General features: G+C 30.2%; 13 protein-coding genes and 1 other annotated feature. Of the genes, 5 read left to right on the top strand and 8 right to left on the bottom strand.

Annotation, left to right across the window (positions count from 1 at the left end):
• Positions 1-5: 5 nt before the first annotated feature.
• The 3 genes from glmU to purR all read right to left on the bottom strand — a co-directional run bounded on the left by glmU (position 6) and on the right by purR (position 2,759).
• Positions 6-1,376: a bifunctional UDP-N-acetylglucosamine diphosphorylase/glucosamine-1-phosphate N-acetyltransferase GlmU gene (glmU, locus tag H8S20_RS13775; protein ID WP_032116926.1), complete on the bottom strand. Its 1,371-nt coding sequence runs from the start codon at positions 1,374-1,376 to the stop codon at positions 6-8.
• 177 nt (positions 1,377-1,553) lie between these two features.
• Positions 1,554-1,835, bottom strand: a complete 282-nt coding sequence (gene spoVG / locus H8S20_RS13770; protein WP_032116925.1) for a septation regulator SpoVG — start codon at positions 1,833-1,835, stop codon at positions 1,554-1,556.
• Positions 1,836-1,943: 108 nt separating this feature from the next.
• Positions 1,944-2,759: a pur operon repressor gene (gene purR, locus H8S20_RS13765; protein WP_032116924.1), complete on the bottom strand. Its 816-nt coding sequence runs from the start codon at positions 2,757-2,759 to the stop codon at positions 1,944-1,946.
• Positions 2,760-3,012: 253 nt separating this feature from the next.
• Between purR and murC the strand changes: the two genes are divergently transcribed.
• Together murC and H8S20_RS13755 are read left to right on the top strand one after the other, a co-directional pair.
• Positions 3,013-4,389, top strand: a complete 1,377-nt coding sequence (gene murC, locus H8S20_RS13760; RefSeq protein WP_186860482.1) for a UDP-N-acetylmuramate--L-alanine ligase — start codon at positions 3,013-3,015, stop codon at positions 4,387-4,389.
• A 76-nt stretch (positions 4,390-4,465) separates the two neighbouring features.
• Positions 4,466-5,284 (top strand): purine-nucleoside phosphorylase, encoded by an 819-nt coding sequence (locus tag H8S20_RS13755; RefSeq protein ID WP_186860481.1) that lies wholly within the window; start codon positions 4,466-4,468, stop codon positions 5,282-5,284.
• Between the two features lie 113 nt (positions 5,285-5,397).
• Here the strand turns inward: H8S20_RS13755 and H8S20_RS13750 are convergent, their stop codons facing one another.
• Positions 5,398-6,474 (bottom strand): M24 family metallopeptidase, encoded by a 1,077-nt coding sequence (locus H8S20_RS13750; RefSeq protein WP_032116921.1) that lies wholly within the window; start codon positions 6,472-6,474, stop codon positions 5,398-5,400.
• 175 nt (positions 6,475-6,649) lie between these two features.
• Here H8S20_RS13750 and H8S20_RS13745 point away from each other — a divergent pair, with 175 nt between their 5' ends.
• The gene (locus tag H8S20_RS13745; protein WP_186860480.1) at positions 6,650-7,348 is read left to right on the top strand and encodes a metallophosphoesterase family protein; all 699 of its coding nucleotides are present in this window, start codon (positions 6,650-6,652) and stop codon (positions 7,346-7,348) included.
• Between the two features lie 109 nt (positions 7,349-7,457).
• Here H8S20_RS13745 and H8S20_RS13740 read toward each other — a convergent pair whose 3' ends face one another.
• Entirely contained in the window at positions 7,458-8,483 is a 1,026-nt protein-coding gene (locus H8S20_RS13740; protein WP_186860479.1) for a cytochrome b5 domain-containing protein, read from the bottom strand.
• A 149-nt stretch (positions 8,484-8,632) separates the two neighbouring features.
• Positions 8,633-8,854, top strand: a binding site (T-box leader).
• Positions 8,855-8,914: 60 nt separating this feature from the next.
• Here H8S20_RS13740 and asnS point away from each other — a divergent pair.
• Positions 8,915-10,309: an asparagine--tRNA ligase gene (gene asnS, locus H8S20_RS13735; protein ID WP_186860478.1), complete on the top strand. Its 1,395-nt coding sequence runs from the start codon at positions 8,915-8,917 to the stop codon at positions 10,307-10,309.
• Positions 10,310-10,489: 180 nt separating this feature from the next.
• Here the strand turns inward: asnS and H8S20_RS13730 are convergent, their stop codons facing one another.
• The 3 genes from H8S20_RS13730 to nrdD form a co-directional block, all read right to left on the bottom strand.
• Positions 10,490-11,107, bottom strand: coding sequence for a hypothetical protein (locus H8S20_RS13730; RefSeq protein WP_186860477.1), 618 nt, complete (start codon positions 11,105-11,107; stop codon positions 10,490-10,492).
• Positions 11,108-11,289: 182 nt separating this feature from the next.
• Positions 11,290-11,799, bottom strand: a complete 510-nt coding sequence (nrdG, locus tag H8S20_RS13725) for an anaerobic ribonucleoside-triphosphate reductase activating protein (RefSeq protein WP_186860476.1) — start codon at positions 11,797-11,799, stop codon at positions 11,290-11,292.
• A gap of 24 nt (positions 11,800-11,823) precedes the next feature.
• Positions 11,824-13,941: an anaerobic ribonucleoside-triphosphate reductase gene (gene nrdD, locus H8S20_RS13720; RefSeq protein WP_186860475.1), complete on the bottom strand. Its 2,118-nt coding sequence runs from the start codon at positions 13,939-13,941 to the stop codon at positions 11,824-11,826.
• Between the two features lie 287 nt (positions 13,942-14,228).
• Between nrdD and H8S20_RS13715 the strand changes: the two genes are divergently transcribed.
• Positions 14,229-15,074, top strand: coding sequence for a DegV family protein (locus tag H8S20_RS13715; RefSeq protein ID WP_032116915.1), 846 nt, complete (start codon positions 14,229-14,231; stop codon positions 15,072-15,074).
• Positions 15,075-15,076 lie beyond the last annotated feature (2 nt).

Here is a 15,076-nt window from a genome sequence, read left to right as displayed (position 1 = left end):
TTAAATTATTTCTTTAGTAATCCTCTTTTATCCACCCAACCGGCAATATTTCTTTGTTTGGCTCTTGCTACTGCAAGTTCTCCACTTTTAACATCATCTGTTATAGTTGATCCTGCTGCAATATAAGCATTATCCTCAACTTTAACTGGTGAAATTAAGTTTGTATTGCATCCTATGAAGCTATTATTGCCTATTATAGTCTTATTTTTATTCTTACCATCGTAATTTACAGTCACTGTACCACACCCAAAGTTGCAGTTTTCTCCTACTTCAGCATCTCCAACATATGTTAAGTGAGATACTTTAGTATTGTTACCAATTACTGATTTCTTTATTTCAACGAAATCTCCAATTCTTACATGACTACCTATAACTGAATCTGGACGAATATATGCAAATGGTCCAACAGTAGTTTTTTCTCCTACTTTACTATCTAAAATAACTGAAGATTGAATTTCAACATCATTTTCTATAGTGCTATTATTTATTCTTGAATTTGGATATAGCATACATCTTTCACCTATAACTGTATTACCTTCTAATACGTTACCTGGATATATTATTGTGTCTTTTCCTATAATAACGTCAGCACCAATATAAGTGTTATTTGGATCTATTAAAGTTACTCCATTATCCATATGCTTTGCATTTATTCTTTTTCTTAATATACTCTCAACTTGAGCTAATTGAGCTCTTGAATTAACACCTAAAGTTTCTTCAAAGTCTATCACTACAGCGCCAACTTTTTCTCCTTCAGATTTAAGTATTCCTATAACATCTGTTAAATAATACTCCCCTTGTGAGTTATTATTAGATAATTTATTTAAAGCTTCTAATAATTTTTCTATATCAAAACAATATACACCTGCATTCATTTCTGTAACTTTTAATTCTTCTTCGTTACAATCTTTATGTTCAACTATTTTTAATACTTCATTTCCATCTCTTATGATTCTTCCATACCCAGTAGCATCATCTAAAATTGAAGTTAAAAGAGTTGCTGTATTATTATTTGAGTTATGCTCTTCAAATAAGCTAACTACTGTTTCCTCTTTAATTAATGGTGCATCTCCACAGAAAATAGCAACTGTTCCCTTCTTATCTTTTAAGAAGTCTATAGCGCATTTTACCGCGTGTCCTGTTCCTAATTGTTCTGCTTGAAGAGAGTAGCTTACTTCTCTTGATGAAGTCTTTTCTTTAACCAATTCTGAGCCTTTACCAATTATTACGTTAATATCTGCAATATCAGCTTTTCTTAAAGTGTCGATTACATGATTAACCATTTCTTTTCCACAAGCTTTATGTAAAACTTTTGGTAAGTCTGATTTTATTCTAGTCCCTTGCCCAGCTGCTAAGATTAAAGCACATTTATACATAAATTCACCTCTTTTATAAATCAAGGACAAAATTTTTATTTTATCCAAAAACGTTCGTGTACATTCTTATATATTATATTTCATAAGAATAATTATTTCAACCTTTGACAGAATAATATACTTTATTAATTTAAGCAAAAAAATAAAAGGAGTGTTATCCCCCTTTTATTTTACTAATTATTCGTTTACAACATTTAAATCTTCTTTCATAGCCTCTTCAAAAGCTGCTAATATAGAAGATTGCATTTTTTCTCTTGTGTCAGTGTTTATAGGATGTGCTATATCCTTAAACTCTCCATCTGGTGTCTTTCTGCTTGGCATTGCAATGAATAATCCATTTTGTCCTTCAATGACTTTAATATCATGAACAACAAATTCATTATCAAAAGTTACAGAAACTATAGCCTTCATTTTTCCTTCAGTTGCTATTTTTCTGATTCTAACGTCTGTGATTGTCATTTCACTTCACCTCCAGTTGCTTTATATTAGATATATTTCTATAAAAAGTTTTAAAATCCTTTTTTTACTTAAATTTCTTATTTATCTAAAACAACTGTTGGTTTTATATTATTTAATAAATTCTGATGGTCTTACTTTTAACTCTCCAGTATTCTCATCGAACTCTAATTCTATAAGAGTTATGTATTCACTAGCTCTTTTATTTTTTATACCTATGTTATCTACTAATACACCAGTCCCTACTAATTCAGAGTCAAATTCCTTTAAAAGATCCTTGATTCCTTGAGCAGTTCCCCCGCCTCTTAAGAAGTCATCTATAAATACACATTTACTTGATGATTTCATTGACTTTTTAGCTAAAGACATCTGTTGAATTCTTCCGCTTGTTCCTGAAACATAGTTTATAGTAACTGTAGGTCCCTCTGTTATCTTGTTATCTCTTCTTATTATAACTAATTCAATACCTAAACACTTGGCTACTTCATAAGCTAATGGTATTCCCTTAGTTTCTACGGTAACTATGTAGTCAATATTCATATTCTTAAAGTATGAAGATAAAATTACCCCTGCTTTACTAATTATTTGTGGGTTATACATTATATCTGTTAAATAAACAAAATTTCCTGGTACTATTCTACCTTCTTCTGATAATAAATCACATAATTCATTACAGAACTCTAATTTACTCTCGCTTCCCATATCTGGTATAAACTTTATTCCACCTGCTGCACCTGAAATAGTTTCAATTCTACCCATTTCTAATTTTTCTAATAACTCTCTTACTATTACTATATCTTCACTTATTGTAGATTTAGCAGCATTTAAAAGTTCCGAAAATTTATTTAACCCAACAACTTTATTAGGAGTTTCCGTTAATATCTTTGTAATGGCAACAACCCTATTGTTTCTGCTTAATTTTTCCATAAATTTTCTCCTTTCCGTTTATTTAAAATCCGAATTATTCCAACTTCAATTCGCTCTAATATTCATATTTTATTCTATATTCCTTCTATTATCAATAGTTTCCCTAGTTAATTTTAAATAATTCTTCTAATTATATTTGAATTTTATATTTATTTCTATAAATTATTTCATATATTTCTCAAAATTTGTGTTCAACTTCATAAATTTGTATATAATTATAAATGAAACTATTCTATTTAAAGGAGTTGATATTTTGTCTTTTGATCTAAATACTGATAAAAAAAAGAAAGTTCATTTCATCGGTATAGGTGGAGTAAGCATGAGTGGACTTGCTGCTGTTTTATTAACTAAAGGATATAAAGTTTCTGGTTCTGATGCTAAAGAATCTGAAGTATTAAATAAATTAAGAAAATCTGGCGCTGAAATATACATAGGTCACAATAAAAACAATATTAAAAATGTAGATTTAATAGTATATACTGCTGCAATTCCTGCTAGCAATCCAGAAATAATAGAAGCAAAAGAAAAAAACATAGAACTTATGGATAGAGCTGAGTTCTTAGGTTATATAATGAAAGGACATAAATATAATGTAGCTGTAGCTGGTACTCATGGGAAAACTACAACTACTTCTATGCTTTCTCATATAACTTTAAACGCAGACCTTGATCCAACTATTTTAGTTGGTGGAGACGTTGATGCTATACATGGTAACTTTAAAATAGGTGAAAGTGAATATTTCGTTACCGAAGCTTGCGAATACAAAGCATCTTTCTTAAAATTCTTCCCTTATATAGGAATAATATTAAATATAGATGCAGATCACCTAGATTATTATAAAGATATAAACCATATAGAAGATACATTTAAAAAATTCTCTGACTTAATTCCTGCTGATGGCTATTTAATTGGTTGTGCAGAAGATAATAGAGTTATGGAAGTTTTAAATTACGCTAAATGTAATACTATTAGCTACGGTATAAATAAAGGTGACGTAACTGCTCGTAACATAAAGTTCAACAATAAGGGATGTGCAACCTTTAGAGCATTTAAAGATGATACTTATCTTTTCGATGTTGAATTAAATACAACAGGAACGCACAATATATTAAATGCTTTAGCTAGTATTTGTACTTCTCTTATATTAAACATACCACATGAATATATAGTTGAAGGTTTACTTGATTGTAAGGGAGCTCATAAACGTTTTGAACATAAAGGTGAGTTTAATGGTGCTACAATAATTGATGACTATGCTCATCATCCAGTAGAAATAGCTGCTACTTTATCAACAGCTAAACTTATTCCTCATAAGAAAATATATTGTGTTTTCCAACCTCATACTTACACAAGAACTAAGACTCTTTTTGAAGAGTTTACTCATTGTTTCGAAAACTCAGATGAGCTTATATTAATGGATATATATGCTGCAAGAGAAAAAGATACAGGTCTTGTTTCATCAGATCAATTAGGAGAAGCAATTAGATCTACTGGTCTAAATTGTATAAACCTTCATACTCATAAAGAGGTTGCGGAGTATCTTGCTTCAAAAGTTGAAAAGGATGACTTAATCCTTACTGTTGGTGCTGGAGACGTTGTTAACGTAGGAGAACTATTATTAGACAGATAAAACTGTTATATAAATTTCTACTACTTCCAAGATAAATATAACTTTACTAGAGAAAAATTTTAACGAGGTGATTTAAATGGATTTATTAAATCAAATTAAAGCTTCTGCCGATTTTATATTAAGCAAAAGCAACTACAAACCTGAAATTGGACTAATACTTGGTTCTGGACTTGGCTCTTTAGCTGACTCTATAGAAAACCCAGAATTCTATAATTACTCTGATATACCTAACTTCCCTACTTCAACTGTTGAAGGTCATGCAGGAAGATTAGTTATAGGAACCTTAGGTGGAAAACAAGTTGTTGCAATGCAAGGTAGATTTCATTATTACGAAGGATACTCTATGGAAAAGATAACTTTCCCAGTAAGAGTTATGAAGTTATTAGGAGTGTCAAAACTTATAGTAACCAATGCTTGTGGTGCTGTAAACCAAGACTTTAACGCTGGAGATTTAATGGTTATAACTGACCATATAAACTTCTCTGGTTCAAATCCTTTATTTGGACATAATTTAGATGAATTTGGGCCAAGATTCCCTGATATGTCTGAAGCATATAACTTAGATTTAAGAAATAAAGTTTTAAATGTAGGTAAAGAACTTGGATTAGATCTAAAACAAGGTGTCTATGTAATGTTCTCTGGGCCTACATACGAAACTCCTGCTGAAGTTAGAATGGCTAAAATTATGGGTGGAGATGCTGTTGGTATGTCTACAGTTCCAGAAGTTATAGTTGCAAACCACAGTGGAATCAAAACAGTTGGTATATCATGCTTAACTAATATGGCAGCTGGTATCTTAGACCAACCTTTAAACCATGAAGAAGTTATTGAAACTTCTGCTAGAGTTAAAAATGACTTTATAAAATTGATGAATAGAGTTATAGAAATAATTTAATCAATCAAAAATTAATAATTTTAGATTATAAATTACTGTTGAAGCTTCATCGAGGTTTCTTAATTTTAAAAAAAGTCGGCTTCAGCCGACTTTTTTCATTAACTCTTAATTAACTAAAGTATAGTTATTTCCTTAGTAACAGAATTTAAAACTTCACATCCGTCTTTAGTTACAAGAACTAAATCTTCAATTCTAACTCCTATATTATCTTTTAGATATATTCCTGGTTCAACTGAGAATATCATTCCAGCCTTTACTTCATCATGATTTACTGAACTAACATTACCAAAATCATGAACTTCAATACCTATACTATGACCTGTTCTATGGGTAAAATACTCCCCATATCCAGCATCAGTTATTAAGTTTCTAGCTGCCTTATCTATATCTGAGAACTTAACACCTTCTTTTATTATTGAAATGGCTTTCTCATTGGCACTTTTAACTATATTATAAACTTCCGCATGTTCTTTACTTGGCTCTTTACCTATAAATACTGTTCTAGTCATATCAGAACAATAATTTTTGTATCTTCCACCAATATCTAAAACTACGCTATCTCCTGCTTTGATCTTATCCTTACCGGTTCCATGATGAGGATCTGCTCCATTTGGGCTAGTTGCTATTATTGGAGAGAAGGAAAATCCTGATGCACCCTCTTCCTCATATATTTCTGATAAAAGATTAGCATAATATTTTTCAGAGTATCCTGGCTTTAAGTTCTTCCAAAGCTTTAACATAACTGCATCATTAATCTTTGAAGCTTCCTTCATTATTTGAATTTCTTCTTCATCTTTAATAGCTCTTAAAGTGTCAATTATTGGTGATGAGTTTACAAAAGCTTTAACTACATTTCTATCCATTAAATCAATCAAGAAATTTGCACGAAGATCTTTATCTACTCCTAAAGCTTCTCCAACCTTAACTATTTTAGATAATCTATCTATTGGATTTTCAATATCATCATACCAAACAATATCTACTCCTAAATCTTCATGTATAGGAAAAAGCTTATTTACTATAAACTTATGATTTCCGTTAATATCTAAATATAATGCTAAAAATCTTTCACCTGGATGAATCATTTTTCCTGTTAAGTAAAAAATAGATTCAGGTGATGTAACTATAATTTGAGATAAATTATTTTTCCCCATTTGGGCCAATACATTTTTAACTCTTGAGTCTTTCATTTTTTATGCCCTCCATTGCTATTGTTTTTTGCTCATTGTAGTATCTACTAAATGAGTTTCTTTATATAAATAATACTTCAAAATTTTTATAATATCTACAAGTTTGAATTTATTCTTTTATTAATAAAATTGAATGCTATAATTATATTATTAGTAAATAGGAGGAGATAAATTTATGAAAATAGCTGCAATATCAGACATTCATGGAAACTTATATGCACTTATGAAGGTGCTTGAAGATATAGATGAGCAAAGAGTTGATAAAATAGTATGTCTTGGTGATTTAGTAGGATACGGACCACATCCTAATGAAGTAATCGCTTTGATTAGAAGAAGAGAAATTCCTTGTATTAAAGGTAATTATGATGCTTCTGTTGTAGATGGTGAGTATACTTTCATTAGAAATACAACTATAAACTCCTTTTCTTTACCTTGGGCTGTTAATGAAGTTAGAGTTTCTAATAAATATTACTTAGATTCACTACCTCTTAAATTAGAATATTCTATTAATGGGATTAATGTAGTCTTCACTCATGGAAGCCCAACAAAAATAAATGAATATCTATTTGAAGATGGGGAAAATACATCTCAAACTATGCAAGATTTTTCTGGTGATGTTTTAGTTTGTGCTCACACTCATATACCATCTTGTAAAAACTTTGACAATAAACTTTTTGTCAATGTAGGTAGTGTAGGAAAACCTAAAATAGGACGTCCTAACTGTACTTATGCACTTATAGATATATCTGATGATGGCAAAGTAAATGTCTCTATTAGAGAAGTTGAATATGAATTTAAAAGAATAGTTAAAGATTGTGTTATGTTAAACTTTCCTAGCGCAATAACTCAATCTTATGAAAGCGGACAAGAATAATATATTATTTTCCAAGAGAGAAAATATATCTATATGGAATAGATTAATATACGTCTTCGGAAAAAAATATAGCCTTCGACTAGATATTCTATCGGAGGCTTTTTCCATTCTATGAATCCTTAAGTGTTCCTACAGCTTTAAGTCTATTCAATATCTCTTGTTTATCCTTATGACAAGTATTAAAAAATTCTGTTACATCTTTTCCAGCCTGCAATCCATGATGTATTCCATTAGCCCATTGTTTTATACTTGTCATATCATATACAGTTCCACTTATAGCTATATAAGCTAATTGTCCTCCTGTACCATCAAATCCTGCTAATTGTTCAAGAGTATACTCTGGCAATGCTTGCCTTGTTTCCTCTAATGTACCTACTATAGTTCCATTTTTTAATATGTCTAAGTTATCTGAATGACAGCCCTCAAAATATGCTGTTAAATCTTGTCCAGCCATTAATCCATAATGCATTCCGCCTTGCCATTGAAGAATTTTGGTAAAGTCATATACGATTCCATTTACAGCTACATAAACTGGCATTCCATTTTTTCCATCATACTTACTTAATTCTGCCTTAGTAAAAACACTTCCTACTCTATTTTCTTCCTTTAATCTTCCAACTACTTTTGATTTCTTAATCAAATTTAACTTTTTACTATGACACCTATAATACTCCTCAGTTAATATCTGCCCTGCTAGCATTCCATGATGTTTCCCATTTTTCCACTTACTTATCTTACTTAAATCATAAACTATTCCATCTATAGCTACATAAGGAGGTTTACCATCTCTTCCATTAAACTCTGATAATTCTTGTTCTGTGAGCATAATCTCGTCTATTGAAATATTATTGGTTATTTCATTTGATTTCTTATTTTTTTTCTTATCCTTAGCATCATTATCTATATTCTTTCCAGTTTTATACTCACACTCTCCTTCATCTGCTTTACTATTATCATCCTTAACCTCACTGTTCGCCTTATTATTTTTTCCCTCTAGATGCTTATTTATTTCATCACATATATTGCTAATAGATTTAAGTATGTTATCTATAGATTCTTTTGGATAATCTTGAATTGATATCTTTAGTCTATTTATTTCTTCATATTTTTCTTGTAAAAACTCCTTATTATTCATCTACTGCCTCCAATGAATACTCTATAAATATATATTATGAATTTTGGTTGCAAATGTTAGTAAAGTATTGTAAAATCGTATTAATAAAAACTAACCATATTGGTTACAATCATAATAAGTAGCAAACATAGCTATTTATACATAAACTAATATTAACTATGATGAGAAGAGTAACTTTTAAATGTAGTCTTAGCGAGTAAGGGATGGTGTAAGCCTTATACGAAGTTAAAAGCGAAGAACATCTCGGAGTTTCTAACCGAAAAAGCAAAAGCTTCTGTAGGCTTAGACGGCTAAATACCGTTAATAATTTACTAAGTGGCCTTTTTAGGCAATTTGGGTGGTACCACGTAAGTAATCCTTTCGTCCCATATTTTATGGGAATGAGGGGTTTTTTTATTTTATTTAATAATATTACAAGGAGGTAAAATTTTATGAAAAACGAAGTTTTAATTAAATCACTTTACAGAAACTCTGAAGAGTATTTATCTAAAGATATTGTTATATCTGGATGGATAAGAACTTTAAGAGCATCTAACGCATTTGGTTTTATAGAAGTAAACGATGGTAGCTTCTTTAAAAATGTTCAGGTGGTTTTTGATAATAATTTAGAAAACTTTAAATATGTATCAAAGCTTCCAATAAGCTCATCTATAAAAGTAATTGGTACTTTAGTTGCTACGCCTGATGCTAAACAACCTTTTGAAATACAAGCAAAAGAAATAGTTATAGAAGGTATGTCATCTTCAGATTATCCATTACAAAAGAAAAGACACACATTTGAATATTTAAGAACAATAGCTCACTTAAGACCAAGAAGTAATGCTTTCTCAGCAGTATTTAGAGTAAGATCAGTAGCAGCCTATGCTATCCATAAGTTCTTCCAAGATCAAGGATTTGTTTATACAAACACTCCAATCTTAACAGGAAGTGACTGTGAAGGTGCTGGAGAAATGTTTAGAGTAACTACTTTAGATCTACACAACACTCCAAAAACTGAAGAAGGAAACATAGACTATAAGGAAGACTTCTTTGGAAAAGAAACTAACCTTACAGTTTCAGGTCAGTTAAATGCTGAATGTTATGCTTTAGCATTTAGAAATGTTTATACCTTTGGACCAACCTTCAGAGCTGAAAATTCAAACACAGCTAGACATGCTGCTGAATTCTGGATGGTAGAGCCTGAAATAGCTTTCGCTGACTTACAAGATGATATGGAATTAGCTGAAGGAATGTTAAAATACGTAATTAAATACGTTATGGATGAATGTCCTGAAGAGATGGCATTCTTTAACCAATTCATAGAAAAAGGGTTATTAGATAAGTTAAATCATATAGTAACTTCTGATTTTGGAAAAGTTACTTACACTGAAGCAGTTGAAATGTTAAAGAACTGTGGTAAAACATTTGAATATCCAGTTGAATGGGGAATTGATCTTCAAACTGAACATGAAAGATATTTAACTGAGGAAATATTCAAAAAACCAGTATTTGTTACTGATTATCCAAAAGATATTAAAGCTTTCTATATGAGACTTAACGATGATGGAAAAACTGTTGCAGCAACTGATTGTTTAGTTCCTGGAATAGGAGAAATCATTGGTGGTAGCCAAAGAGAAGAAAGACTTGATGTATTAAAAGCTAGAATGGCTGAATTAGAACTTAAGGAAGAAGATTACTGGTGGTATTTAGAGCTTAGAAAATATGGAGAAACTAAGCACGCTGGATTCGGTCTTGGATTTGAAAGACTAATCATGTACATTACTGGTATGTCTAACATAAGAGACGTAATCCCATTCCCAAGAACAACTGGTCAATCAGACTTCTAAAAAAAGAACCCTACTTTGGGTTCTTTTTTTTATTTTTTTATTTTTTATAAATTTATTGAATATAAATTCCACTTTGAGTCCATACTTATAATGTAATAACAACTTGCATTTAATGCAGGTCCCATCCCCCCATTATTAATGAAAAAGCGCGTAAGCGCTTTTTTTGTTATTTATATTATTTTATAATGGAGAATCACAATACTCACAATCTGCATAACTACTAACTACTTTATTTTTTGCTCCACAACAATTACATACTACAAGCTTTACTTGCTCTTCATTTTCATCTTCGTCTTCATCATAATTAATCTCACTAAAGAAAACTATTGAATTAGTTACATCACTTACATATGCACCTTCAATATAATTATTCTTAATCATATCATTTAAATCTTTTTTAACAACATCAATAGGGCGAGACATTTCATTTGCTATTTCATTTAAAGAACGTATCTTTCCCTTTATAATTATGGCAATATACTTTATATATATAACTGCATTGTTTTGAAGTCGCTTAGAATACATAAATAATCCAATCCCTATAATAAGGAAATATATCATCATTGCTAAATTACTTCCACTAAATCCTTCCTCAATTAAAACTATAACCGAGCCTAAAGATAGTAAAAAGCAAGAATACGACGTATATTCTAAAATCTTATTGGTTGTTTTAAGCTCATCTCCCTTATCAGCTTTCTTTTTTGTATATATCAAATATATTCCTAATGGCAAAAAGAATATAATTGATATAACGATTACAGGCCACGAATAAAGTTTGCTTACCTCTTTATTACTCATTTCATTCCCTCTTTTCTCTTTTTTTACATTGTAATATATAAATTCTATTTGCTCGTCTATGTTTAGTCAATAAGAAAATAATTACTTTACTATTAATTTATCAATTACTTGAATTAATAATATCACAATTAAACAATAAAATAACCTTAAGCATTCTTTATCAATGCATAAGGTTATAAACTTTAATATTCTAAAATAGATATTTTCTCTTGCTTTAAACTCTCTTTTACATCTATTATCCGTTGGTTACTTGAACCTCTAAATCTAAGCCCTTCTTTCTTATTATTAATTTCAAATCTTCCATCTACTAATACATCAATATTTTCAATTAATTCTCTAATACTATCTTCATTCTTCATTTTTTCTAATAATATTTCAAATGTGTATCCTGTATAGCACCATATATTTAACCCTGATTTTTTAAAGGCTTTTGCCATGTATGAAAATTTATCTGCTTGTTCTAAGGGATCACCTCCACTAAAAGTGATCCCTTTTATCATTTTATTTTTTAACACATCTTTTATAAGATCATCTATATTTTTTTCTTCTCCACCAGAAAAGTCGTGCGTCTCTGGATTAAAGCAGCCCTCACAATTATGTTTGCATCCTTGAGCGAAGAAAACCCGCCTCATCCCTGGTCCATTCACTAAACTTTCATAAGCTATCCCTGATAATCTAATAGTTTTATTCATAAACTCACATCACTTTTCAATAAATTAAATTATTTCATAATTACTCTTGCTCCCACTAGAGTGTGATATTCTATCTCTTCTTTCTTCATATTTTCCTGGCCCAAATCTTTCATCTAAACTTAAATATCCTGTTACTCTTGATATACCTTGAATATTATTACTTTTACAATTTGGACAAAGTACTTCATGACTTAACAAGTAATTTCCACACTCTTTACAATATCTTATATGAAAATTGATACCTATATAACTTATATTAGTTTCTCTATAAGCATAATTTAATATGTCCATAATAGTTTCTGGTGAAGGTCTGTCATCGACTTCTATATATGATATATGACCTGCATTACAAAGCTTATGGTATGGCGCTTCAATATCAATTTTATCTTTTATTGATATTGGGTATTTTACTGGAATATGATAACTATTAGTATAGTACTCTTTATCTGTTACATCTTTTATAAGTCCATAAATCTTTTTATCATTTTTTATAAACTTTCCTGATAACCCTTCTGCTGGAGTAGCATAACAACTCCAGTTCAAGTTAGTTTCTTCAACTAATCTATCTGTATATTGTCTTATGAATCCTACTATCTTTAACCCTAGTTCTCTTGCTTCTTCACTTTCACCATGATGTTTTCCAGTTAAAGCAATAAGAGCTTCCGCAAGTCCTATAAACCCAATTCCCCATGTTCCTTGCTTTAAAATTGGTTCAATAGAATCACCCTCTTTTAATCCTTCTGATCCTTTTAATAATCCTTGCCCAGCTACAAATGGTAAGTCTTTAACCTTAAGATTTTTAAGAACTCCATATCTGTTTAATAAAGCTTCTTTTGCTAGTGATAATCTTTGTTGTAATATTTCAAAAAACTTATCAGTGCTCTTTCCTGACTCTATAGCTATTCTTGGAAGGTTTACTGTAACAGGAGCTATGTTCCCTCTTCCCTTACATCCTGGTTCACCATTAATATTTTTCATTAAATAGGTTCTACACCCCATAGTTGCTGGCATATATCCCTTGTCATAAAATTCTTTATTAAAATCTGCATCTATATTCATAAAGGTAGGGTTCATTCTTTTAGAGGCTACTCTACATGCTAACTGATATAGATAATGATATGGGTCTTCAGCTTCTCTATTTATACCTTCCTTTACCCTAAAAATAATATTAGGGAATATAGGCTGCTCACCTTTTCCTAATCCTTTTTCATATTCTTCTAAGAATGCTTCACATACAAGTGCAGCATCTCTTGTATATGGAATTCCTAGGTTTATAGAAGAAAATGGCACCTGGGACCCTGCACGAGAGTGCATAGTATTTAAATTAAATACTATACCTTGCATAGCTTGGTGGATTCTCTTATTTAATTTTTTCTCCACTAATTCATCTAATCTCTCACCATCAATACCTAACTCTTCTAGTTCTTTTCTTACCTCTTGTCTTGTTGGTTCTACAAAAACACTTATATCATTATCGAAATCCGGATGGGATTGCCCTCCAAACATATCATTTTGACTTGATTGAAGTAATATACAAGAAAGCTCTGCCGCTGTTTCTATTCTTTTAGGAGGGCTTATTGTTCCATACCCAGTATTAAATCCTCTTTCTAAAATCTCCTTTGTTGGAATATGGAGACAATTTATAGTTAAGTTATATGAGTCTAGGTCATGAAAATATAGTTCACCATTTTCATGAGCCTTTGCTAAATGTTTAGGCATATTTGATAGATTGTGCCACTTGTTGGATTCTGAAGCTATTCTTAATAGTTTGGAACTAAAATTATTACCTACATTTGCATTATCCCTGTCAGTTTCAACTCCAATTTTATTAATCGCTTTCATTAAGTCTGATTTAATTTCTCTCACTCGTGTTCTTTCAATTCTATAAGTTGAATAAACTTTTTGAATTCTTTCGTGCCCACTATCTTTTAAAGCCTTTTCTACTAAATTTTGTACTTCTTCTACAGAAACCTTCTCTTTACCAGTCATTTCTATGTAGTTTATCACCTTGTGTACAATCTCTAAAACCTGACTTTCCTTAAAATTATATTCTATTTCTTTTGCAGCTTTTTTTATTGCATTAGCAATTTTTTCAGAATTAAACCTTACCTCTCTACCATCACGTTTTACTACATATAGCATTTCCTCACTCCTCAAACACAATATCTTGTATTTTAATTATAATTATTTTAAAAATTTAAAGCAATTTCGATTTAAATAGATATCTGGTAATCTAACCTTATTTTTGAATGTTTCTCTATTTTATCTTACTTTTTTAACATTTATTAAAGATGTCTATTTTATTTAAAATTGTATAAACTATATTAATAAATATTATCAATACTGATAATGTTGATTGGTTATCAGTATTGATAATGGTATCTTTTGTGATATAATAAAATTAAACAAAAAGTTTCGGAGGTTTAATTATGCAAAAAATTGCTTTGATAACTGATAGCGCTAGCGACCTTAGTTTAGAGGAGCTTAGAGAATATAACGTAAATTTATTACCACTTAGAATTTCTTATTCTACTGGTGAATATCAAGATAAAATAGATATAAAGGCTAGTGATGTTTATGCTAACTTAGATAAAGAAGTTCCAAAGACATCTTTACCAAGCCCAGAAACAACAGAAAAAATATTAAATAAATTAGAAGAAGAAGGATATACTCATGTAATCGGAATATGTATATCTGGTGGTCTTTCTGGAACTGCTAATTCATTAAGATTAAGCTTAGAAGATCATCCTAATCTTATTTCTTATGTTTACGATACTAAAATATTGGCTTATCCTGAAGGTGAAGTAGTTATAGAAGTATCAAAACTTATAAAGTCTGGAAAAACTTTCGAAGAAATAATCGAAGCTTTGCCTAAGATACGTGAAAAAATAACAGGGTACTTTACTATAGATACTTTAGAGTATTTAAAGAAGGGTGGAAGAATCGGAAGAGTAGCTGGAACTTTAGGAGAAATGTTAAATTTAAAACCTGTAATTACTACAGACGAAAATGGTGTATACTATAATATTGTTAAAGCTAGAGGTAGAAAACAAGCTTTATCAAAGCTTACAGATTTATTAAAATCTCATCTTTCTAAAAACAAATGTGATGTTACAGTACTTCAAGGTGGCTGCGAAGCTGAAGCTATAAAATATATGGAATCTTTAAAAGGCTTAGAAAATATTAATACTTTAAAACTTTCAGAAATAAGTCCTGCCTTAGGTGTACATGGCGGTCCAGGGTTAATGGGCTTCTGTGTAAAGATAGTTGATTAACA

Origin of the sequence: Clostridium hominis, from assembly GCF_014287825.1 — a bacterium.
GTDB classification, from domain to species: domain Bacteria; phylum Bacillota; class Clostridia; order Clostridiales; family Clostridiaceae; genus Clostridium; species Clostridium hominis.
The sequence above is the reverse complement of the archived record's forward strand: the minus strand, read 5'-3'. Positions and strand labels throughout refer to the sequence as shown.